Annotated in this window: 20 protein-coding genes and 1 pseudogene; 3 read left to right on the forward strand and 18 right to left on the reverse strand. The window is 70.4% G+C overall.

Annotation, left to right across the window (positions count from 1 at the left end):
- Positions 1-56 precede the first annotated feature (56 nt).
- Positions 57-605 (forward strand): hypothetical protein, encoded by a 549-nt coding sequence (locus ACZ7IB_RS19515; protein WP_470913916.1) that lies wholly within the window; start codon positions 57-59, stop codon positions 603-605.
- 81 nt (positions 606-686) lie between these two features.
- On the opposite strand, the gene ACZ7IB_RS19520 is transcribed toward ACZ7IB_RS19515, so the two are convergent.
- The 14 genes from ACZ7IB_RS19520 to pyrR all read right to left on the reverse strand — a co-directional run bounded on the left by ACZ7IB_RS19520 (position 687) and on the right by pyrR (position 17,413).
- Positions 687-2,831, reverse strand: a complete 2,145-nt coding sequence (locus tag ACZ7IB_RS19520) for a primosomal protein N' (protein WP_470913918.1) — start codon at positions 2,829-2,831, stop codon at positions 687-689.
- 205 nt (positions 2,832-3,036) lie between these two features.
- The gene (gene metK / locus ACZ7IB_RS19525) at positions 3,037-4,260 is read right to left on the reverse strand and encodes a methionine adenosyltransferase (protein WP_470913920.1); all 1,224 of its coding nucleotides are present in this window, start codon (positions 4,258-4,260) and stop codon (positions 3,037-3,039) included.
- Between the two features lie 243 nt (positions 4,261-4,503).
- Positions 4,504-5,706 (reverse strand): bifunctional phosphopantothenoylcysteine decarboxylase/phosphopantothenate--cysteine ligase CoaBC, encoded by a 1,203-nt coding sequence (gene coaBC / locus ACZ7IB_RS19530; protein WP_470913922.1) that lies wholly within the window; start codon positions 5,704-5,706, stop codon positions 4,504-4,506.
- Between the two features lie 132 nt (positions 5,707-5,838).
- On the reverse strand, positions 5,839-6,111 hold the full coding sequence (gene rpoZ / locus ACZ7IB_RS19535) for a DNA-directed RNA polymerase subunit omega (RefSeq protein ID WP_003970369.1): 273 nt from the start codon (positions 6,109-6,111) through the stop codon (positions 5,839-5,841).
- 80 nt (positions 6,112-6,191) lie between these two features.
- Entirely contained in the window at positions 6,192-6,809 is a 618-nt protein-coding gene (gmk, locus tag ACZ7IB_RS19540; RefSeq protein ID WP_470913924.1) for a guanylate kinase, read from the reverse strand.
- Positions 6,810-6,847: 38 nt separating this feature from the next.
- A complete protein-coding gene (locus ACZ7IB_RS19545; protein ID WP_014157387.1) occupies positions 6,848-7,171 on the reverse strand; it encodes an integration host factor in 324 nt (107 codons plus the stop codon).
- Between the two features lie 244 nt (positions 7,172-7,415).
- The gene (gene pyrF / locus ACZ7IB_RS19550; protein ID WP_383972240.1) at positions 7,416-8,255 is read right to left on the reverse strand and encodes an orotidine-5'-phosphate decarboxylase; all 840 of its coding nucleotides are present in this window, start codon (positions 8,253-8,255) and stop codon (positions 7,416-7,418) included.
- The gene (locus tag ACZ7IB_RS19555; protein WP_470913927.1) at positions 8,252-9,361 is read right to left on the reverse strand and encodes a quinone-dependent dihydroorotate dehydrogenase; all 1,110 of its coding nucleotides are present in this window, start codon (positions 9,359-9,361) and stop codon (positions 8,252-8,254) included. The genes pyrF and ACZ7IB_RS19555 overlap by 4 nt, the downstream gene beginning before the upstream one ends.
- Before the next feature lie 65 nt (positions 9,362-9,426).
- A complete protein-coding gene (carB, locus tag ACZ7IB_RS19560; RefSeq protein WP_470913929.1) occupies positions 9,427-12,735 on the reverse strand; it encodes a carbamoyl-phosphate synthase large subunit in 3,309 nt (1,102 codons plus the stop codon).
- On the reverse strand, positions 12,728-13,870 hold the full coding sequence (gene carA, locus ACZ7IB_RS19565; RefSeq protein ID WP_470913931.1) for a glutamine-hydrolyzing carbamoyl-phosphate synthase small subunit: 1,143 nt from the start codon (positions 13,868-13,870) through the stop codon (positions 12,728-12,730). Before carA ends, carB begins: the two co-directional genes overlap by 8 nt.
- Positions 13,867-14,448 (reverse strand): PH-like domain-containing protein, encoded by a 582-nt coding sequence (locus tag ACZ7IB_RS19570; protein WP_266363169.1) that lies wholly within the window; start codon positions 14,446-14,448, stop codon positions 13,867-13,869. Before ACZ7IB_RS19570 ends, carA begins: the two co-directional genes overlap by 4 nt.
- Positions 14,445-15,731, reverse strand: a complete 1,287-nt coding sequence (locus ACZ7IB_RS19575) for a dihydroorotase (RefSeq protein ID WP_266363167.1) — start codon at positions 15,729-15,731, stop codon at positions 14,445-14,447. The genes ACZ7IB_RS19570 and ACZ7IB_RS19575 overlap by 4 nt, the downstream gene beginning before the upstream one ends.
- 2 nt (positions 15,732-15,733) lie before the next feature.
- Positions 15,734-16,735, reverse strand: a complete 1,002-nt coding sequence (locus ACZ7IB_RS19580) for an aspartate carbamoyltransferase catalytic subunit (RefSeq protein WP_470914126.1) — start codon at positions 16,733-16,735, stop codon at positions 15,734-15,736.
- A gap of 93 nt (positions 16,736-16,828) precedes the next feature.
- The gene (gene pyrR / locus ACZ7IB_RS19585; RefSeq protein ID WP_114243494.1) at positions 16,829-17,413 is read right to left on the reverse strand and encodes a bifunctional pyr operon transcriptional regulator/uracil phosphoribosyltransferase PyrR; all 585 of its coding nucleotides are present in this window, start codon (positions 17,411-17,413) and stop codon (positions 16,829-16,831) included.
- Positions 17,414-17,635: 222 nt separating this feature from the next.
- Between pyrR and bldD the strand changes: the two genes are divergently transcribed.
- Both bldD and ACZ7IB_RS19595 read left to right on the forward strand, forming a co-directional pair.
- Positions 17,636-18,136 (forward strand): transcriptional regulator BldD, encoded by a 501-nt coding sequence (bldD, locus tag ACZ7IB_RS19590; RefSeq protein ID WP_014044812.1) that lies wholly within the window; start codon positions 17,636-17,638, stop codon positions 18,134-18,136.
- Positions 18,137-18,238: 102 nt separating this feature from the next.
- A pseudogene (locus tag ACZ7IB_RS19595) lies at positions 18,239-19,122 on the forward strand (IS30 family transposase); the annotation flags it as partial.
- An 81-nt stretch (positions 19,123-19,203) separates the two neighbouring features.
- Here the strand turns inward: ACZ7IB_RS19595 and nusB are convergent.
- The 4 genes from nusB to ACZ7IB_RS19615 all read right to left on the reverse strand — a co-directional run bounded on the left by nusB (position 19,204) and on the right by ACZ7IB_RS19615 (position 22,278).
- Positions 19,204-19,635, reverse strand: a complete 432-nt coding sequence (nusB, locus tag ACZ7IB_RS19600; RefSeq protein WP_470913937.1) for a transcription antitermination factor NusB — start codon at positions 19,633-19,635, stop codon at positions 19,204-19,206.
- A gap of 2 nt (positions 19,636-19,637) precedes the next feature.
- The gene (efp, locus tag ACZ7IB_RS19605; protein ID WP_266745095.1) at positions 19,638-20,204 is read right to left on the reverse strand and encodes an elongation factor P; all 567 of its coding nucleotides are present in this window, start codon (positions 20,202-20,204) and stop codon (positions 19,638-19,640) included.
- Between the two features lie 50 nt (positions 20,205-20,254).
- A complete protein-coding gene (locus tag ACZ7IB_RS19610; RefSeq protein ID WP_470913940.1) occupies positions 20,255-21,361 on the reverse strand; it encodes an aminopeptidase P family protein in 1,107 nt (368 codons plus the stop codon).
- A gap of 104 nt (positions 21,362-21,465) precedes the next feature.
- The gene (locus ACZ7IB_RS19615) at positions 21,466-22,278 is read right to left on the reverse strand and encodes a Pro-rich N-terminal domain-containing protein (RefSeq protein ID WP_470913942.1); all 813 of its coding nucleotides are present in this window, start codon (positions 22,276-22,278) and stop codon (positions 21,466-21,468) included.
- Positions 22,279-22,293 lie beyond the last annotated feature (15 nt).

A 22,293-nucleotide genomic window follows, 5' to 3' on the forward strand; every position in this document is an offset into this window, starting at 1 on the left:
GCGAGCCGCCACGGTGCGGCCCGATCCCTTTCAACGCCGGTTCGAGAGGCTTCTTCATGGCCGACCACGCAACCCACGACGCCCAAGCGCGGGCCAGCCTGCATCTGTTGGTGCGGGACATCGAGCGGGTCCGGCGGCAGGTGGACGCGCTGCGCACGCTCACCGCCCAACTGGGCAACGTCTACCGTCCGCGCCGCTCCGGCCCGTCCACGGGCTTCGTCGTCTACGGCAGGGCCCCGGCCCCCACCGTCAGGCTGGCCCAGGAGCTGCGGGACAGTGTCGAGACCCTGGTCACCGCGGCAGTGGACTTCGACCGCTCGTTGGGCTTCTCCTGGGACGCGGTGGGCTCCGCGCTCGGGGTCACCAAGCAGGCGGTGCACCGCCGCTACGGCGCCCGCCGCAACACCCGGCAGCCGGGAACGGCCGAGGCCACCGCGGAGACAGCGGTGCCGCGCCCGCTGCCCATTGCACCCGGCTCCGCCAATGCGCCCGCACTGCCCGCCGTACCCGCCGCACGCTCCATGCCCCCGCAGCCGTCGGTGGACCGCACGTCCCCGCGCGAGGACGTGCGTCCGGGCATCTTCCCCGGCCCACGCAACGGCTGACCACCCCACCCCTCTGCCCCGCCGCGCCCGATGCACGGCGGGGCAGCCGCCTCTCCTCATCCGGCCTCACCCACCGAACCGTCACCCGATGTCCGGCGGATCCACCCTGATCCGGACCTGCGCACCGCCTCCCCGGGACATCCTCGCCGCCTGTGCCGCCTTCAGCGCGGCCGCAAGCGCCGCCCCGCTCCCAGGCGGCACCCTGAGCAGCGCCCGCTCCCAGGACTCCCCCGGCGGTGCGTCCCAGGGCCTGCGGGGCCTGCCCGGCTCGGCGCCCGGCACCGGGACCGGGCCGAGCACCTCGGCCTCCGGCGGCAGTTCGGCGGCCGTGAGAAACGCGGCGAGCGCCTCCGGCGAGCCGGTCACCGAGGCCATCCGGGACACCGGGGGGAAGCCGAGCTCGGCCCGTTCCGCCAGCTCACGGCGGGCGTGTCCGACCGGGTCCCAGCGGACCAGGGCCTGTACGGGCCGCAGCGTCGGCTCGGCGACGATCACCACCGTGCCACCCTCCGGCTGCCCCCTCACCAGCGAGGCCGCGGCCGTCCAGCGGCGCAGTGCCTCCTCGCCGGCCCGTAGGTCGGGGCGCCCGACCATCGCCCAGCCGTCCAGCAGCAGCGCCGCCGCGTAGCCGCCCTCGGCGACGGGTTCGGCGCCGGGGGTGCTGACGACCAGTGCCGGCGCGTCCGGCACCGAGTCCAGGATGTGATCGCGGCCCGACGTCCGTACCGGCACCGCGGGAAACGCCCGGCCGAGCTCCTCGGCGGTGCGGCGGGCGCCGACGATCTGGGCCCGCAGCCGACTGGAGCCGCAGGCGACGCAGTGCCAGGCGGTCTCGGCCCGCCCGCACCAGGCGCAGTCGAGATCCCGCTGGTCCGGTGCCTGAAGCGGTCCCGCACAGTGCCGGCACCGGGCGGGTTCACGGCAGCGCTCGCAAGCCAGCCGCGGCGCGTATCCGCGGCGCGGCACCTGGACCAGGACGGGGCCGCTGCGCAGCCCGTCCCGTACTGTCTGCCAGGCCAGGCTGGGCAGCCGGGCCGCCCTCGCGGCCCCGTCCCTCGCCAGCTCCCCGTCGCCGACCGTACGCACCAGGGGCGCCGCGATGCGCAGCTGCTCCCGGTCCGCGCGCAGCGGCAGCGCCCAGCCGCTCTCCACCAGCTGGGCGGCCTCCACGGTGCAGTTCGTACCACCGAGCAAAAATGCGCACCGGCCATGCGCGGCCCGCAGTTCGAGCACCTCGCGGACGTGCGGGAAGGGGGCATTGTCGTCGCTGTGGCTGGAGTCCCCGTCGTCCCAGACGGCGACCAGGCCCAGATCGGCGACGGGTGCGAACATCGCGGCCCTCGTCCCGACGACCGCCCGCACCGAGCCGCGCCGGACGGCGAGCCACTCCCGGTACCGCTTCTCCGGTCCGGAGTCGGCGGTCAGCAGCGCGTGACTGCCCTCGCCGAGCAGCTCGGTGAGCGCGGCATCCACCCGCCCCGCGGTCCGGCCGTCCGGCACGACGACCAGCGCGCCGCGCCCTGAGGCGAGCGTCGCGGCCATGGCCCTGGCGATCTCCTGGGGCCAGTGCGGGCCGGGCAGGGCGGTCCATACGGCCCGGGGCGCACCGCCCTCGGCCAGCGCCCGCAGGAACGCGGGCCCCTGGGCGTACCGCTCCCAGCTCCCCGCCGATGGCGCGGGCGGCGGTGGCAGGGGCTCGGGCGAGGGCTTGGACTCGGCCCGTCCGTTCCTGGGCGGCACGGCGAGCTGCAGCACATCGGCGAGGCTGCCCGCGTAACGGTCGGCGACAGCCCGCGAGAGGGCCAGCAGCTCCGGTCCCAGCACCGGTTCGGGCGATACGACATAGGCGAGCGCGGCCAGGGCTCCCGTGTAGTCCGATTCGGCGAGCCGCTCGACGAGGAACCCGTCGATCAGGCCGCCCCCTTCGCGCCGCCCGCCGCGGACATTGCGCCCCCCGGCCCCGAATCGCACCCGCACCCGCACTCCGGGCTGCGCGTCGGCGTCGAGCTCCTCGGGCACGGCGTAGTCGAAGTACTGGTCGAGATGGAGCACGCCCTTGTTGACCAGCACCCGGGCGACGGGCAGCTCCTTGGCGAGCGCGGCGCCGCGCCAGGTCCGCGGCTTGGCCCGCGGCACGTTGGCCTTCCGTACCGTCTCCCGAATGAGCGCAAGCTGCTCCGGGGCCCCGCCCCCGGGGTCCTCGGATCGCTCGTTGTCGCTGCTCACAGCCAAATTCCTACCAGACACCACTGACATTGATACTCGTACGCGGGTTCTGGTGGTCGTGGCTCTGCCACTGACTGACGCCCTGCTGGGCTGTCTTCGCGGTGTGCACCGGCCCCGGCGAGAGCACACCGGCGGCCGCACGCACCGGGGCCCGGACACCGCGTGCGGCGTCCGGGCCCCGGCGTACGGACTGGGAGCGGCAGACTTACAGCCCGGCCGCCGTGCGCAGCGCGTCCACGCGGTCCGTGCGCTCCCAGGTGAAGTCGGGAAGCTCACGGCCGAAGTGGCCGTACGCCGCGGTCTGGGCGTAGATCGGGCGGAGCAGGTCGAGGTCGCGGATGATCGCAGCCGGGCGGAGGTCGAAGACGGCGCCGATGGCGTGCTCGATCTTCTCGGTCTCGACCGCGGCGGTGCCGAATGTCTCGACGAACAGACCGACGGGCTCGGCCTTGCCGATCGCGTATGCGACCTGCACCTCGCAACGGGCGGCAAGGCCCGCGGCGACGACGTTCTTGGCGACCCAGCGCATGGCGTACGCGGCCGAGCGGTCGACCTTCGACGGGTCCTTGCCCGAGAAGGCGCCACCGCCGTGGCGGGCCATGCCGCCGTAGGTGTCGATGATGATCTTGCGGCCGGTCAGGCCGGCGTCGCCCATCGGGCCGCCGATCTCGAAGCGCCCGGTCGGGTTGACCAGCAGCCGGTAGCCGTCGGTGTCCAGCTTGATGCCGTCCTCGATCAGCTGCGCGAGCACGTGCTCGACGACGAACTCGCGAATGTCGGGCGCGAGCAGCGAGTCGAGGTCGATGTCGCTGGCGTGCTGCGAGGAGACGACGACCGTGTCGAGACGGACGGCCTTGTCGCCGTCGTACTCGATGGTGACCTGAGTCTTGCCGTCCGGGCGCAGGTACGGGATGGTCCCGTTCTTGCGGACCTCGGAGAGCCGGCGCGAGAGCCGGTGCGCGAGGTAGATCGGGAGCGGCATGAGTTCGGGCGTCTCGTCGCAGGCGTACCCGAACATCAGGCCCTGGTCGCCGGCGCCCTGCTTGTCGAGATCGTCCCCTTCTTCACCTGCGGCGGAACCCTCGACCCGCTTCTCGTACGCGGTGTCGACGCCCTGCGCGATGTCGGGCGACTGCGCGCCGATGGACACCGAGACGCCACAGGAGGCGCCGTCGAAGCCCTTCTTGGAGGAGTCGTAGCCGATCTCGAGGATCTTGTTGCGCACGAGGGTCGGAATGTCGGCGTAGGCCTTGGTCGTGACCTCACCCGCAACATGCACCAGACCGGTGGTGATCAAGGTCTCGACGGCGACGCGGGACCGGGGGTCCTCACGGAGCAGCGCGTCGAGAATGGTGTCGCTGATCTGGTCAGCGATCTTGTCGGGGTGACCCTCGGTGACAGACTCCGAGGTGAAGAGACGGCGGGACACATCGCTCCCTGGGGTTGCAGCGGCTGCTGGCTGATCATTTGGCGGACCGCCGGGAGCTGCGCCCAGCACGGTCCGGGGGTCAGTTTATCCGTCGCTGTCGCTCAGCGGACAACGTGTCTCGCCCTTTGGGAGTTCTGTGACCTGCGGCACGGCCCGTCACGGTACGAAAATCGCCTTCCGGAAAAGCCATTTGCGCCCATATTTCAGGGGTTTCGGCCTGCGCGATGGCGTGAAACGAGAATTTCATCCGAGCCGCGACGACACGAGATCCCAGACCGTGTCGGCGAGCGCCTCCTTGGGACCGAACGGCACCGGGGTCTCACCGCCGTCGGCTGCGAGGACCACCGCTTCGTTCTCCTCGGAGCCGAATGTCCTGCGCTCCCCCACCTCATTGACGACGAGGAGATCGCAGCCCTTGCGGCGGAGCTTCTCGCGGCCGTGGGCGAGGACATCGTCGGTCTCGGCGGCGAAACCGACGACGATCTGGTCCGGCCTGGCGCGTTCACCGGCGACCTCGGCGAGGATGTCGGGATTGCGGACGAGCTTGATGGGCGCGGGCTCCTGACCGTCCTTCTTCTTGATCTTCCCGGTCGCGTACTCGGCGGGACGGAAGTCGGCGACCGCCGCCGCCATCACGACCACATCGGCGTCCGCGGCGGCCTTCAGCACCGCCTCGCGCAGCTGTATGGCGGTACCTGCGTGCAGGACGTCGGCGCCGGCCGGGTCCGGCAGACCGGTGTTGGCCTCGATGAGCGTGACCCGGGCGCCGCGGGCGACCGCGGTGCGGGCCAGCGCGAAACCCTGCTTGCCGGAGGAACGGTTGCCGAGGTAGCGCACCGGGTCGAGCGGCTCGCGCGTACCGCCTGCGCTGATCACGACGTGACGGCCGGCCAGGTCGGCTTCGACGGGCCCGCGGGCCAGCACCCGGCGGCAGACCTCGAAGATCTCCCCGGGGTCGGGCAGCCGGCCCTTGCCGGTGTCGACGCCGGTCAGCCGGCCGACGGCGGGCTCGATGACGACGGCGCCGCGGCGGCGCAGCGTGGCGACGTTCTCCCGGGTGGCGGGGTGCTCCCACATCTCGGTGTGCATGGCGGGCGCGAAGACGACAGGACAGCGGGCGGTCAGGAGCGTGTTGGTGAGCAGGTCGTCGGCGAGACCGTGGGCGGCCTTGGCGAGCATGTCGGCCGTGGCCGGGGCGACGACGACCAGGTCGGCTCCCTGCCCGATCCTGACGTGCGGCACCTCGTGGACATCGTTCCAGACCTCCGTCGACACCGGGTGGCCCGAGAGCGCCGACCAGGTGGCCGCCCCCACGAAGTGCAGCGCCGACCCGGTCGGGACGACCCTCACGTCATGACCGGACTCGGTCAGCCGGCGCAGCACCTCGCACGCCTTGTACGCGGCGATGCCTCCGCTGACCCCAAGAACGACCTTCGGCTTGTCCACTGCGTCTCCCCGCACTCGGATACGAACACCCCCATGCTGCCTCACCGCACCCGGTCCGGTGCTGTCGCCCCGGACACACCACAGGCCCGGCAGCCGTGGCCGCCGGGCCTGTGGTGAAGGTGCAATTCCTGCTTACTGCGCGGGGCCCTCGATGGCCTCGGAGGTGAGCAGGCCCGCGTTGATCTCGCGGAGCGCGATCGAGAGCGGCTTCTCGTGCACGTGGGTGTCGACGAGCGGACCGACGTACTCCAGGAGACCCTCGCCGAGCTGCGAGTAGTACGCGTTGATCTGGCGCGCGCGCTTGGCGGCGTAGATCACGAGGCTGTACTTCGAGTCGGTGGCCTCAAGGAGCTCATCAATCGGCGGGTTGATGATGCCCTCGGGCGTGGTGATGGAAGAGGACACTCTCTGCCTTCCGAAGGGGGTAAAGATCAAAGAAATCTTTGACAGTGCGGAGTTCCGTACTGCCGCGCGTGCCGGCTGCGTCAGTCGCTGTCGGCACGGTGGCCGGAAGCCTCCAGCATCAAGGCTAGCAGCTCACGTGCCACGTCCTCGACGGAGGTGTTGACCAGCGTCGTATCGAACTCGGACTCGGCAGCCAGCTCGATCCTGGCAGCGGCGAGCCGGCGCTCGATCACCTCGGCGGATTCGGTCCCCCGGCCGGTGAGCCGACGCACCAGCTCCTCCCAGCTCGGCGGGGCCAGGAAGACGAGCCGGGCGTCCGGCATCGACTGCCGGACCAGCCGGGCGCCCTGGAGATCGATCTCCAGCAGCACCGGCTCGCCCGCCTCCAGGCGGTCAAGCACGGCACGGCGCGGCGTGCCGTACCGATTGCCGGCGAACTCGGCCCACTCCAGCAGCTCGCCATTGGCGATCAGCTTGTCGAACTCGTCGTTGTCCACGAAAAAGTAGTGGACACCGTTGCGCTCGCCGGGGCGCGGCTTGCGGGTCGTCGCCGACACCGAGAGCCATACCTCGGGGTGGGCCTTGCGCATATGGGCGACGACCGTGCTCTTGCCGACGCCCGAGGGGCCGGAGAGCACGGTCAGCCGCGGACGTACGTCCGGGGGTACGGGGGACGTCCCCCGGGATGTTGCAGCCATGAAGCGATTATCCAGGTTCTCAGGGGTGCCTGAGAACGTCAGGCGGCGCTGCCGCCGAACTCTCGCTCCAGGGATGCGATCTGGTTGGAGCCGAGACCCCGGACCCGGCGGCTCTCGGAGATGCCGAGCCGCTCCATGATCTGCTTGGCGCGGACCTTGCCCACGCCCGGCAGGGACTCCAGGAGGGCAGAGACCTTCATCTTGCCGATGACGTCGTTCTCCTGGCCCTGCTTGATGACCTCGTGGAGGGAGGCGCCGGAGTGCTTGAGTCGATTCTTGACCTCGGCCCGCTCCCGGCGAGCCGCGGCGGCCTTTTCGAGCGCGGCTGCGCGCTGTTCAGGGGTAAGGGGCGGAAGAGCCACGCCTACGTCACCTCGGATGTCGATCTGTCGGATACGGACCGGTGAGGAAGCTGGACGCTCCACACCAGGTGAGCGACGGACAACTTGTGTACGTCGGCTCTCGACGGAGACTAGCGGCCAAGACCGCTCGAGTCAGCGAGAACCAACGAAAAGTCCTGGTCAGCCTCAGCCGACCAGGACATTTCAGTCATAACAACCGAGTTTTTTGGTCAGGATTCAGTCAACACGCTGTTACGTGGCATGTTCACCTACCTGCGACGGCCGCCCGGACCTCGTCCGTGAGCCGTTCGGCGGCTGCGCGCAGCCCTGCCACGTCCGGTCCCTGGCTCAGTACACCGCGGCTCACACTGGGCACCACATTGCCCACCGCGTCGCCGAAGACACCGGGCAGATCCGCGGGCGTCGCACCCTGGGCCCCGATCCCGGGGGCGAGCAGGGGGCCGTTGATGGCGAGATTCACGCCCGCGTCCCCGAGCGTGGCGCCCACCACCGCGCCGACGGAGCCGAGCGGGGTGGCCCCTTCGTTCTCGGCGGCCATATGGTCGAGCATCAGCTGGGCCAGCGAACGGCCGTCGGCGGCAGTGGCGCGCTGAACCTCCGCCCCCTCCGGGTTGGAGGTGAGGGCGAGCACGAAGACGCCCGCGCCGGAGAGGACGGCCGCGTCGAGCGCCGGGCGCAGCGAACCGAAGCCGAGGTACGGCGAGACGGTGACCGCGTCCGAGAACAGCGGCGAGTCCTTGTCCAGGTAGGTCGCCGCGTAGGCACCCATGGTGGAGCCGATGTCTCCGCGCTTGGCGTCCATCAGGACGAGTGCACCGGCCGCCCGCGCCTCCTCGACGGCCTTCTCCAGGACCGCGATGCCGCGCGAGCCGAAGCGCTCGAAGAACGCGGACTGCGGCTTGAGGACGGCGACCCGGTCCGCCAGTGCCTCGACGACCGTACGCGTGAAGTGCTCCAGACCTGCGACATCGTCGTTCAGGCCCCAGGCGGTGAGGAGCGAGGCGTGCGGGTCGATGCCGACACAGAGCGGCCCGCGGGTGTCCATGGCGCGGCGCAGGCGTGCGCCGAACGGTTCCGGGATCATGCGGTGGCCTTCCTGGTTTCTGCGCCGACGGCTTCGGCGAGGGTGGCGTGCGGGGAGGCGGCCAGGCGCGCGGCCAGGCCCTTGTGAATCGCCCGGGCGTAGAACGGGCCCTCGTAGATGAAGGCGCTGTAGCCCTGGACGAGCGTGGCGCCGGCGAGAATGCGCTGCCAAGCGTCCTCGGCGTTCTCGATGCCCCCGACACCGACCAGGGTGATCCGGTCGCCCACGCGCGCGTACAGGCGGCTCAGGACCTCCAGGGAGCGTGCCTTGAGAGGCGCACCGGACAGCCCGCCGGTCTCCCTGACCAGGGACGGCGAGGACTTCAGGCCGAGGCCGTCCCGGGCGATGGTGGTGTTGGTGGCGATGATGCCGTCCAGACCCAGCTCGACCGCGAGATCGGCGACCGCGTCGACGTCCTCGTCCGCGAGGTCCGGAGCGATCTTTACGAGCAGGGGGACCCGCCGGTCGGTGACGGTCCGGTCGGCTGCCTCACGCACGGCGCTGAGCAGGGGCCGGAGCGCCTCGGTGGCCTGGAGGTTGCGCAGGCCGGGGGTGTTGGGCGAGGAGACGTTCACGACGAGGTAGTCGGCGTGGCGGGCGAGCCGCTCGGTGGACTTCACGTAGTCGCCGACCGCTTCGGCCTCCGGCACGACCTTGGTCTTGCCGATGTTGACGCCGACCGTGGTCCGGAAGACCGGCTTGCGGGTGGCCAGGCGGTCGGCCACGGCCGCGGAGCCCTCGTTGTTGAAGCCCATGCGGTTGATCAGCGCGCGGTCCGCCACGAGGCGGAAGAGACGCTTCTTGGGGTTGCCGGGCTGCGGCTCGCCGGTGACCGTACCGATCTCGATGTGGTCGAAGCCGAGCATCGACATGCCGTCGATCGCGACGGCGTTCTTGTCGAAGCCCGCGGCGAGGCCGAACGGGCCGTGCATGCGCAGACCGAGCGCCTCGGTACGCAGCCCCTTGTAGCGGGGGGCGAGCGCGGCGGCGACGCAGGTGCGCAGCGCGGGGATGCGGGCGGCGAGGCGGATCCACCGGAAGGCCAGGTGGTGCGCCTGCTCCGGGTCCATCCGCTTGAAGACCAGCTGGAAGAAGAATTTGTACATCGGGGTGTCCTCGGTGTCCTCACAGAGAGGGGGACACCGTTTCCGGTGTCCCCCTGCTGGGCCTGCTAGTCGCGCGCCGCGGTCAGATGTTCCGCGTGTTCCTGGAGGGAACGTACGCCGACGTCTCCGTGGTTGAGTGCGTCGATGCCCTGGACGGCGGCGGCGAGTGCCTGGACCGTCGTGAGGCACGGCACGGACCGGGCGACGGCCGCGGTACGGATCTCGTAGCCGTCGAGACGGCCGCCCGTTCCGTACGGCGTGTTGACGATCAGGTCGACCTCGCCGTCGTGGATGAGCTGGACGATGGTCTTCTCGCCCTGCGGTCCGACGCCCTCGGACTGCTTGCGCACGACCTTGGCGTGGATGCCGTTGCGCTTGAGCACCTCGGCGGTGCCGGAGGTGGCCAGCAGTTCGAAGCCGTGGGCGACCAGCTCGCGCGCCGGGAAGATCATCGAGCGCTTGTCGCGGTTGGCCACGGAGATGAACGCGCGGCCCTTGGTGGGCAGCGGGCCGTACGCGCCGGCCTGCGACTTGGCGTACGCCGTGCCGAAGACCGAGTCGATGCCCATGACCTCGCCGGTGGAGCGCATCTCCGGGCCGAGGACGGTGTCGACACCGCGGCCGTGGATGTCGCGGAACCGCGACCACGGCATGACGGCCTCCTTGACGGAGATCGGCGCGTCGAGCGGCAGGGTGCCGCCGTCGCCGTTCTTCGGCAGCAGACCCTCCTCGCGCAGCTCGGCGATGGTCGCGCCCAGCGAGATACGGGCGGCGGCCTTGGCGAGCGGCACCGCGGTCGCCTTCGAAGTGAAGGGGACGGTGCGCGAGGCGCGCGGGTTGGCCTCCAGGACGTACAGGATGTCGCCGGAGAGCGCGAACTGGATGTTGATCAGTCCGCGTACGCCGACGCCCTTGGCGATGCCCTCGGTGGAGGTGCGCAGCCGCTTGATGTCGTAGCCGCCGAGCGTGATCGGGGGCAGCGCGCAGGCGGAGTCACCGGAGTGGATGCCGGCCTCCTCGATGTGCTCCATGACGCCGCCGAGGTAGAGCTCGGTGCCGTCGTAGAGCGCGTCGACGTCGATCTCGATCGCGTCGTCGAGGAAGCGGTCGACCAGGACCGGCCGGGTGGGGCTGATCTCGGTGGACTCGGCGATGTACGAGGAGAGCCGCGTCTCGTCGTACACGATCTCCATGCCCCGGCCGCCGAGCACGTACGACGGGCGCACGAGGACGGGGTAGCCGATCTCGTCGGCGATGGCCTTGGCCTCGTCGAACGTGGTGGCGGTGCCGTGCTTCGGGGCCGGGAGTCCGGCCTCGGCCAGGACGCGGCCGAAGGCGCCGCGGTCCTCGGCGGCGTGGATCGCCTCCGGGGAGGTACCGACGACCGGCACGCCGTTGTCCTTGAGCGCCTGCGACAGACCCAGCGGGGTCTGGCCGCCGAGCTGGACGATGACACCGGCGACCGGGCCCGCGAGGGACTCGGCGTGCACGATCTCCAGCACGTCCTCGAGCGTCAGCGGCTCGAAGTACAGGCGGTCGGAGGTGTCGTAGTCGGTGGAGACGGTCTCCGGGTTGCAGTTGACCATCACGGTCTCGTAGCCCGCGTCGCTCAGGGCGAAGGAGGCGTGGACGCAGGAGTAGTCGAACTCGATGCCCTGGCCGATGCGATTGGGGCCGGAGCCGAGGATGATCACCGCCGGCTTGGTGCGGGACGCCACCTCGCTCTCCTCGTCGTAACTGGAGTAGAAGTACGGCGTCTTCGCGGCGAACTCGGCGGCGCAGGTGTCGACCGTCTTGTAGACCGGGCGGATTCCCAGGGCGTGCCGCACCTCGCGCACGACGTCCTCGCGCAGGGTGCGGATGTCGGCGATCTGGGCATCGGAGAAGCCGTGACGCTTGGCCTCTGCCAGCAGTTCGGGGTCGAGCTCGTCCGCGGCGGCCAGCTCGTCGGCGATCTCCTTGATCAGGAAGAGCTGGTCGACGAACCAGGGGTCGATCTTCGTGGCGTCGAAAACTTCATCCTGGGTGGCGCCGGCCCGGATCGCCTGCATGACGGTGTTGATCCGGCCGTCGGTCGGGCGGACCGCCTCGGCCAGCAGCTCGGCCTTGTCGCCGGTCTCACCGGTGAAGGAGAACTGCGAGCCCTTCTTCTCCAGCGAGCGCAGCGCCTTCTGGAGCGCCTCGGTGAAGTTCCGGCCGATCGCCATGGCCTCGCCCACCGACTTCATGGTGGTGGTGAGGGTGGAGTCGGCGGAGGGGAACTTCTCGAAGGCGAACCGCGGGGCCTTGACGACGACATAGTCGAGCGTCGGCTCGAAGGAGGCCGGGGTCTTCTCGGTGATGTCGTTCGGGATCTCGTCGAGCGTGTATCCGACGGCCAGCTTGGCGGCGATCTTGGCGATCGGGAAGCCGGTGGCCTTCGAGGCGAGCGCCGAGGAGCGGGAGACGCGGGGGTTCATCTCGATCACGATGACGCGGCCGTCGGTCGGGTCGATGGCGAACTGGATGTTGCAGCCGCCGGTGTCGACGCCGACCTCGCGGATGATCGCGATGCCGATGTCGCGCAGCCGCTGGTACTCGCGGTCGGTGAGCGTCATCGCCGGGGCGACGGTGATCGAGTCACCCGTGTGGACGCCCATCGGGTCGAAGTTCTCGATGGAGCAGACGACCACGACGTTGTCGTTCTTGTCGCGCATCAGCTCCAGCTCGTACTCCTTCCAGCCGAGGATGGACTCCTCCAGGAGCACCTCGGTGGTCGGGGAGAGCGTCAGGCCCTGTCCGGCGATCCGGCGCAGCTCCTCCTCGTCGTGCGCGAAGCCGGAACCGGCGCCGCCCATCGTGAAGGAGGGGCGGACGACGACGGGGTAGCCGCCGAGCGTGTCGACGCCCTGGATCACGTCGTCCATCGTGTGGCAGATGACCGAGCGGGCGGACTCGCCATGGCCGATCTTCGCGTTGACGGCCTCGACGACGCCCTTGAAGAGGTCGCGGTCCTCGCCCTTGTTGATGGCTTCGACATTGGCGCCGATGAGCTCGACGCCGTACTTCTCCAGGACACCGTTCTCGTGCATGGAGATCGCGGTGTTGAGCGCGGTCTGGCCGCCCAGCGTCGGGAGCAGCGCGTCGGGGCGCTCCTTGGCGATGATCTTCTCGACGAACTCGGGGGTGATCGGCTCGACGTACGTGGCGTCGGCGATCTCCGGGTCGGTCATGATCGTCGCCGGGTTGGAGTTCACCAGGATGACGCGCAGGCCCTCGGCCTTGAGGACGCGGCAGGCCTGGGTGCCGGAGTAGTCGAACTCGGCGGCCTGACCGATGACGATCGGGCCGGAGCCGATGACCAGGACGGACTGGATATCGGAGCGCTTAGGCACGCTGGCCCTCCATCAGGGATACGAAGCGGTCGAAGAGGTACGCGGCGTCGTGCGGGCCGGCGGCCGCCTCGGGGTGGTACTGGACGCTGAAGGCCGGCTGGTCGAGGAGGTGCAGCCCCTCGACGACCTGGTCGTTCAGGCAGACGTGGGAGACCTCGGCGCGGCCGAACTTCGTGTCGGACACCTTGTCCAGCGGGGCGTCGACGGCGAAGCCGTGGTTGTGCGCGGTGACCTCGACCTTGCCGGTCGTGCGGTCCTGCACAGGCTGGTTGATGCCGCGGTGGCCGTACTTCAGCTTGTAGGTGCCGAAGCCGAGGGCGCGGCCCAGGATCTGGTTGCCGAAGCAGATGCCGAAGAGCGGCGTCTTCCGCTCCAGGACGCCCTGCATGACGGAGACCGGGTGGTCGGCGGTGGCCGGGTCGCCGGGGCCGTTGGAGAAGAAGACTCCGTCGGGCTCGACCGCGTACACCTCGTCGAGGGTGGCGGTGGCGGGCAGGACGTGCACCTCGATGCCGCGCTCGGCCATCCGGTGCGGGGTCATGCCCTTGATGCCGAGGTCGATCGCGGCGACGGTGAACTTCTTGGTGCCGATCGCGGGGACGACATACGTCTCCTTGGTCGCGACCTCGGTGGAGAGGTCGGCGCCCACCATCTCGGGGGCTTCCTTGACGCGGGCCAGCAGCGTGGCCTCGTCGGCGACGGCGTCACCGGAGAAGATGCCGACGCGCATGGCGCCACGCTCGCGCAGGTGGCGGGTGAGGGCGCGGGTGTCGATGCCGCTGATGCCGACGACGCCCTGGTGCTCCAGTTCATCGTCGAGCGAGCGCTGCGAGCGCCAGTTGGAGGGCACCCGGGCGGGGTCGCGGACGACGTATCCGGCGACCCAGATCCGCTTCGACTCGGGGTCCTCGTCGTTCACACCGGTGTTGCCGACGTGCGGGGCAGTCATCACGACGACCTGACGGTGGTACGAGGGGTCGGTCAGCGTCTCCTGGTAGCCGGTCATGCCGGTGGAGAACACCGCCTCGCCGAAGGTCTCCCCCACGGCCCCGTAGGCGCGGCCGCGGAAGGCGCGGCCGTCCTCCAGGACGAGTACGGCGGGAGCTTTGGCGGCTCCCCGGGTGGAGATCGTCATCGTGCGGTGCCTTCCGTAGTGCTGGTGAGTTGTTCGATGGCCTCGACCCAGGCCGGGTGCTCGGCCGAGTGGTCGGAGCGGAAACCGGAGTCGATCAGCTTGTCGCCGTGCGCCCAGGTGATGATCAGCAGGCCGCCCTCGGGGAGGACCTTGCCCGCGATGCCCTTGTCGAGCCGGGCCTCACGCAGTGCGGCGGCCGGGACGAAGAAGTCGGCCGCCCCGGGTCGTACGACGTCGAGTCCCTGGTCGGTCAGGGTGAGCTCGACGCGGCTGCGGGTACCGAGGCCATGGGCGACGATCCGGTCGAGCCACTGCCCGGCGGTCGTCGAGGCGTGGTACCTGCCGGTCAGCGTCAGCAGCTTCTCGCCGTCCGCGAACCCCTCCGGGGTGGAGCTGAGTTCCGGCAGATCGGACTGGAGGCTCCCCCGCCACTTCCATCCCTGGCGCATCAGCCAGTAGACGAAGGCGATGAGGACGATCAGTCCGATGACCCAGCTGATGCGAGCGGACCAGTCGGTCACTTCGGCCGACTTCTGCTCGGCGGCGAGCTGGAGGTACAGGGGGGTGAGTGATGTCACGCGAGCTTCCCGTCGACGACCGTGGCACGGCCCCGCAGGAAGGTGTGGGTGACTCGTCCCGGCAGCTCGCGACCCTCGTAGGGAGTGTTGCGGCTGCGGGAGGCGAAGCCCGCGGGGTCCACCACACCACGGTATGCCGGATCGACCAGCGTGAGGTTGGCGGGCTCACCGGCCGAGACGGGCCGGCCGTGTCCGTCGAGACGGCCGATGGCGGCCGGCCGGAACGACATCCGGTCGGCGACGCCCGCCCAGTCGATGAGGCCGGTGTCGACCATCGTCTGCTGGACGACGGAGAGCGCGGTCTCCAGGCCCACCATGCCCATGGCGGCGGCGGCCCACTCGCAGTCCTTGTCCTCGTGCGGGTGCGGGGCATGGTCGGTGGCGACGCAGTCGATGGTGCCGTCGGCGAGCGCCTCGCGCAGGGCCATGACGTCGGCCTCGGTGCGCAGCGGCGGGTTCACCTTGTAGACCGGGTTGTAGGACCGCACGAGCTCGTCGGTGAGGAGCAGGTGGTGCGGGGTGACCTCGGCGGTGACGTTCCAGCCCTTGGACTTGGCCCAGCGGACGATCTCGACGGAGCCGGCGGTCGACAGGTGGCAGATGTGCACCCGGGAGCCGACGTGGGCGGCGAGCAGTACGTCGCGGGCGATGATCGACTCCTCGGCGACGGCGGGCCAGCCGCCGAGACCGAGTTCCGCGGAGACGATGCCCTCGTTCATCTGGGCGCCCTCGGTGAGGCGGGGCTCCTGGGCGTGCTGGGCGACGACACCGTCGAAGGCCTTCACGTACTCCAGCGCACGGCGCATGATCACCGCGTCGTCGACGCACTTGCCGTCGTCGGAGAAGACTTTCACTCCGGCGGCCGAATCGTGCATGGCGCCGAGCTCGGCGAGCTTCTTGCCCTCCAGGCCGACAGTGACGGCGCCGATCGGCTGCACGTCGCAGTAGCCGGACTCCTTGCCGAGCCGCCAGACCTGCTCGACGACACCGGCGGTGTCGGCGACCGGGAAGGTGTTGGCCATGGCATGCACGGCGGTGAAGCCACCGACGGCCGCCGCCTTCGTCCCGGTGAGGACGGTCTCGGAGTCCTCGCGGCCGGGCTCGCGCAAGTGGGTGTGGAGGTCGACCAGGCCGGGCAGCAGGATCTGGCCCTCCGCCTCGACGACGGTCGCGTCACCGGCCTCGATGCCGGTACCGACAGCGGCGATGGTCTCGCCGTCGATCAGGACGTCCTGGGATTCGCCGCCGAGGACCTTCGCGCCGCGGATAAGGATCTTGCTCATGGTTACTTGTTCTCCTCGGTACGGGCGGGGGTGGCGGGCGACGGGTGAGCCGGGGCGGCGGGCTCGGAACCGCCCAGCAGCAGGTACAGGACTGCCATGCGGATCGAGACGCCGTTGGCGACCTGCTCGACGACCGTGCACCGGTCGGAGTCGGCGACCTCGGCGGTGATCTCCATGCCGCGGACCATCGGACCGGGGTGCATGACGATGGCGTCCTCGGGCATCTTCGCCATGCGGTCGCCGTCCAGGCCGTAGCGCCGGGAGTACTCGCGCTCGGTCGGGAAGTACGCGGCGTTCATCCGTTCGCGCTGCACACGCAACATCATCACCGCGTCGGACTTCGGCAGCACCTCGTCGAGGCTGTAGCTGACGTCGCACGGCCAATGCTCGACCCCGACCGGGACGAGAGTCGGCGGGGCGACCAGGGTGACGTGGGCGCCGAGCGTGGTCAGCAGGTGGACGTTGGAGCGGGCCACCCGGCTGTGCAGGATGTCGCCGACGATGGTGACCCGGCGGCCTTCGAGGTCCCGGCCGATACCGGCGTCGGCCCCTACGAGGCGGCGGCGCACGGTGAAGGCGTCCAGGAGGGCCTGGGTGGGGTGCTCGTGGGTGCCGTCCCCTGCGTTGACAACGGCGCCGTCGATCCAGCCGGAGGTGGCGAGGCGGTACGGGGCACCGGAGGCACCGTGCCGGATGACGACGGCGTCGGCGCCCATCGCCTCCAGGGTCAGCGCGGTGTCCTTGAGCGACTCGCCCTTGGAGACGGACGAGCCCTTCGCGGAGAAGTTGATGACATCGGCGGAGAGGCGCTTGGCGGCGGCCTCGAAGGAGATGCGGGTACGCGTCGAGTCCTCGAAGAAGAGGTTGACGACGGTACGGCCGCGCAGGGTGGGGAGCTTCTTGATCGGCCGGTCCGCGACCCGTGCCATTTCCTCGGCGGTGTCGAGGATCAGGACGGCGTCGTCGCGGGTGAGGTCGGCGGCCGAGATGAGGTGACGCTTCATCTGGGTGTTCTCCGGGTGGCTGGAGGGTTCAGGCATGCGGGCGTGCGGAAGCTGCCGTACGGGTTCGAGGTACTCCGTACGGGTGAAGTGCAGCTACTGCTCGCCCGCCGGGGCGGTCTGCTGGACACCGAGCAGCACGGCGTCGCGGCCGTCCTCCTCGGCGAGCTGGACCTTGACCGTCTCCCGCAGCGACGTGGGGAGGTTCTTGCCGACGTAGTCGGCACGGATCGGGAGTTCGCGGTGACCGCGGTCGACGAGGACCGCGAGCTGCACCGCGCGGGGCCGGCCGATGTCGCCCAGCGCGTCGAGCGCTGCGCGGATCGTGCGGCCCGAGAAGAGGACATCGTCGACGAGGACGACCAGGCGGCCCTCGATGCCCTCGCCGGGGATCTCGGTGCGGGCCAGGGCGCGCGCAGGGCGCAGCCGCAGGTCGTCGCGGTACATCGTGATGTCGAGTGACCCGACCGGCATCTTCCGGCCGGTGATCTCTTGGAGTTTTTCGGCGAGCCGGCCGGCGAGGAAGACGCCCCGCGTCGGGATGCCGAGGAGCACCACGTCGTCGGCGCCCTTGGCGCGTTCGACGATCTCGTGGGCGATTCGGGTCAGTACTCGGGCGATGTCGGGAGCCTCGAGAACGGGGCGTGCCGCATTGCCGGTGGCTTCGTGCTGTGCGTCCATAAGAAACGGACCTCCTTCTCCGCCTCACTGGACGGACCTTAAAGGACGTCGAAATTGCGTCATCAACGTTACCAGGGCTTGCACAGCGCCCTGGTAACACCCCCGGGAGGTGCCGGTCCGGACCATTCGGCTTGACGCATCCAAGTAACGCTGCGTAACCTCACAGTGAGTTACCAGCCACGCGGCGGAGCCGCAAAAATGTTCCAGCGTCCGGGGAGCCTTATGTCCAGCGAATACGCAAAACAGCTCGGGGCCAAACTCCGTGCCATCCGCACTCAGCAGGGCCTCTCCCTCCATGGCGTGGAGGAGAAGTCCCAGGGCCGCTGGAAGGCCGTCGTGGTCGGTTCGTACGAGCGCGGCGACCGTGCCGTGACCGTCCAGCGCCTTGCCGAACTCGCTGATTTCTATGGAGTCCCGGTACAGGAGCTCCTGCCCGGTACGACGCCCGGCGGGGCCGCCGAGCCGCCGCCGAAGCTCGTCCTGGACCTGGAGCGCCTCGCCCACGTCCCGCCGGAGAAGGCCGGGCCGCTGCAGCGCTACGCGGCGACGATCCAGAGCCAGCGCGGCGACTACAACGGCAAGGTGCTCTCGATCCGCCAGGACGACCTGCGCACGCTGGCCGTGATCTACGACCAGTCGCCGTCCGTGCTCACGGAACAGCTGATCAGCTGGGGCGTGCTGGACGCGGACGCGCGTCGCGCCGTCGCCCACGAAGAGGGCTGACACCCCTCGCAGAAACGTACCGCCGTGTCGGCACGGACTCACCCTTCCGGGTGCCCGCGCCGACACGGCTTTTTTGTTGCCGGCAACCGGCCTCCCACACGCCGAATGATCCGCCGCAACCGCACGGACGGCACCCGCGGCCAGTGGCACTACCGCCCGCACGCGGCCCGGGCCCGCGCGGACGCCCGCCGGCCCCGTCCCGAACCCCGCAAGATCAGCGAGAACCCGGAACTGCGAGACGCCGTCCGGACGATGCTGGACGAGAAGTGGGGCCCGGAACAGATATGCCAGGCTCTGCGGGCGAGGTTCCCCGACCGGCCGGAGATTCATGTGGTCCACGAGACCGTCCACCAGGCGCTCCATGTCCAGGGCCGGGGCCAGCTGAGGCGTGAGCTCGCCGGCGCCCTGCGCAGCGGCCGTGCCCGCCGCCGGACCCAGCGGCAGGCCAACTGCCGCCGGCCGCGCTTCACCACACCCATGGTGATGATCAGCGAACGGCCGGCTGAGGCCGAGGACCGGGCCGTGCCCGGCCACTGGGCGGGCGACCTGATCATCGGCAAGGACGGGAAGTCCGCGATCGGCACCCTGGTCGAGCGGGCGACCCGCTACGTGATGCTCCTGCACCTGCCGGGCGACCACGGAGCCGAGGCTGTCCTGGGCGCTCTGACAGCCACCGTCCGACCCTGCCCGCACATCTCTCGCGGTCCCTGACCTGGGACCAGGGCAGCGAGATGGCCCGGCACGGCGAGTTCACCCTCGCCACCGACATCCCGGTCTACTTCTGCGACCCCGCCAGCCCCTGGCAGCGCGGGTCGAACGAGAACACGAACGGCCTGCTGCGGCAGCACTTCCCCAAGGGCACGGACCTGTCCGTCGACAGCCCCGAGCACCTGATCGCAGTCGCCGACCGGCTCAACCGCCGCCCACGCAGAACGCTCGGCTGGGAAACCCCAGCCGAGCGCCTGCATAAACTACTCGCGGCCTGATCAACACATCCACGTGTTGCAAGGACCGCTAGAAACCGCCGAAAGACCGCAGGCCCTTCGTTGGCTGAACGCCTCCGGAGGCTACTGCTCCCGGCGGAGGTTCGGCTTGAGGTCCTTGAACCGGGCCAGCAGCCCGTTCACGAAGGACGGGGAGTCATCGGTGGAGAACTCCTTGGCGAGCTGGACCGCCTCGTCGATCACCACTGCGTCCGGGGTTTCGTCCACCCAGATCAGCTCGTACGCACCGAGCCGCAGGATGTTCCGGTCGACGACCGGCATGCGGTCGATCTCCCAGTCCACGGCGTAGGTCACGATGAGGTCGTCGATCCGGTCCGCGTACTGCGCGTACCCCTCGACGAGCTCCATCGTGTACTCGGTGACCGGCGGCTGACGGTTGTCGGCCCGCGAGTGCCGCACCCAGTCCGCGAGGACCGTCTGCACGGACTCACCGCGCTGGTCGGCCTCGAAGAGGATCTGGAAGGCGCGCTTGCGGGCCTTGTTCCGGGCAGCCACGGTTAGCTGTTCACCCGGCCGAGGTAGTCGCCCGTGCGGGTGTCGACCTTGATCTTCTCACCCGTGGTGATGAAGAGCGGGACGCCGATCTCGTAGCCGGTCTCCAGCGTGGCGGGCTTGGTGCCACCGGTGGAGCGGTCGCCCTGGACGCCCGGGTCGGTGTGCTGGACGGTCAGCTCGACGGCGGCCGGCAGCTCGACGTAGAGCACCTCGCCCTCGTGCTGGGCGACGGAGGCGGTGAAGCCCTCGATCAGGAAGTTGGCGGCGTTGCCGACAGCCTTGCGGTCGACCATGAGCTGGTCGTACGTGTCCATGTCCATGAAGACGAAGTACTCGCCGTCCATGTACGAGAACTGCATGTCGCGACGGTCGATGGTGGCCGTTTCGACCTTCACGCCGGCGTTGAACGTCTTGTCGACGACCTTGCCGGAGAGCACGTTCTTGAGCTTGGTGCGCACGAAGGCCGGGCCCTTGCCGGGCTTGACGTGCTGGAACTCGACGACGGACCAGAGCTGGCCTCCGTCGAGCTTGAGCACCAGGCCGTTCTTGAGGTCGTTCGTGGAAGCCACGGTTGCGGAATCTCCTGGACTGAAGCTGGTGGAACGGCCGAGGATGCGCGCTAGAGCGCGAGCAGCTCCTTGGTCGTAATGGTGAGTAGCTCGGGTCCGCCGTCCGCCTCGGGGCGCACGACGAGCGTGTCATCGATCCGGACCCCGCCCCGGCCCGGGAGGTGGACCCCCGGTTCGACGGTGACCGGCACACAAGCGTCCAGTTTACCCATGGCTGCAGGTGCCAGCTGCGGGTCCTCGTCGATTTCGAGCCCCACCCCGTGCCCTGTCCATGGTGCGAGGCCCCCGCCATGGCCCGCGGAGTCCAGGAGATAGCGGGCCGCACGGTCCACATCGCGGTAGGCGGCCCCCGGCACGAGAGCCTCGCGCCCGGCCCGCTGAGCGGCGAAAACCAGGTCGTAGAGCTCGATCTGCCAGTCGGCGGGCGCGGTCCCGATGACGAACGTACGGCCGATCTCACAGCGGTAGCCGCGATAGTTCGCGCCCAGGCAGACGGAGAGAAAATCCCCCTCCTCCACCCGCCGGTCCGAGGGGCGGTGGCGGCCCTGGCCGGAGTTCGGCCCGGTGGCCACGGAAGTGGCGAAGGCGGGGCCGTCGGCACCGTGGTCCACCAGGCGGCGCTCCAGCTCCAGGGCGAGATGCCGTTCGGTGCGGCCCACCAGGATGGATTCGAGGAGTTCGCCCAGGGCCTGGTCGGTGATCTCGGCGGCGATCCGCAGACAGGCGATCTCCTCCTCGTCCTTGACCACCCGCAACTGCTCGACGGTGGCACCGAGGTCGGCGAGCCGCAGCCGCGGGGCGACCGAGCTCATGGCCCGGTGGCGGGAGACCGTCAGATGGTGTTCCTCGACGGCCAGGGACTCCGCACCGACGGAGGTGGCCAGACCGGCGGCCGCGACCGCCGGATCGCCGTCGGTGGCCGGCATCAGTGACACCCGCAGCTGATCGTCGGTGCGCCCGTCGGCGGGATCGCCGGTCGGGGCGTGGGGGCAGAGCAGGACGTCCTCACCGGGGCCGAGCAGCAGCACGGCGCCCGGGGGCGCTCCGCCCGCGAGATAGCGGACGTTGGCGGGGCGGGAGACCAGAGCGGCCGCGGATCCGACGGCGGCGCACCGGTCGCGGAGCAGCCCGCGGCGGACGGCGTACACGTCTGACATGTGACGAGCCTACGAGCGGTGGCGCAGGCCTGCTCGGTCAGCGCATCCGACCGGGGGCCGCGGCCGGGCCCGTCACCTGACCGGGAACACCGCCCGATGGCGGTTCACCAGGCCGGGGGGCTGGCTATGGAGCGGGCGAGTATGTCGTCCAGGACGCGGGCGGTGGTCTCCACGTCGTACGTCGAGTTGTCGATGATCGGCAGTCCGGAGCCGTACCATCCGGCCATCCGGCCGTGGATGCGGGCGACCTCCTCGTCCGAGAGGCGGCGGTTCCCGCTGCGGGCGGCGTTGCGCTCCAGCACGATCTCCAGGCCGGGCAGCAGAACGACGGGCAGCAGTCCGGGGCCGACATGGCGCTTCCAGCCGCCGAGGCCGACGACCGGCCGGTCCGGGAAGACGGCGTCGTCCAGGATGCAGGAGATCCCGTTGGCGAGGAAGTTGCGGGCGGCGAAGCCGCAGGTGCGACGGGCGAGACGGTACTGGGCCTCGGAGTGGTCGTTCCACCCGGCCTGGGGGTCGGCGAAGCCGGAGCAGACCCATTCGCGGACGTCGTCGAGGCTGACGTGAGCCGTGGGAACCCGGCGGCGGCCGGCCCAGAGCTTGGCCACGGTGGTCTTGCCCGCGCCCGCGGGGCCGATCAGGAGAACGGCGAGGGTCGCGCTGCCGGTGCCGGGCTCGGCGGGCGGCGCGGGCAGCGGGACGGGCCCGCCGGGCGGCAACTGGATGTGCCCGGTGGTCTCCCTGGAGACAGGCGCCGACGCGTGCTGCGGGGCGGGTCCGCTCCAGCCCTGGCGCGTGGGAGGGGTGGTGGGCGGCGGCCCCGGCGGTCCGGGGTGCTGGGCCTGGTGCGTCCAGCCGACAGGTCCGCTTCCGGGGCCTTGGGGCGGCGGCAGCGGGGCCCCCACTGCGTGCTGCATCCGGTGCCACTCCGT

The organism is Streptomyces sp. NPDC037301 (genome assembly GCF_055602785.1).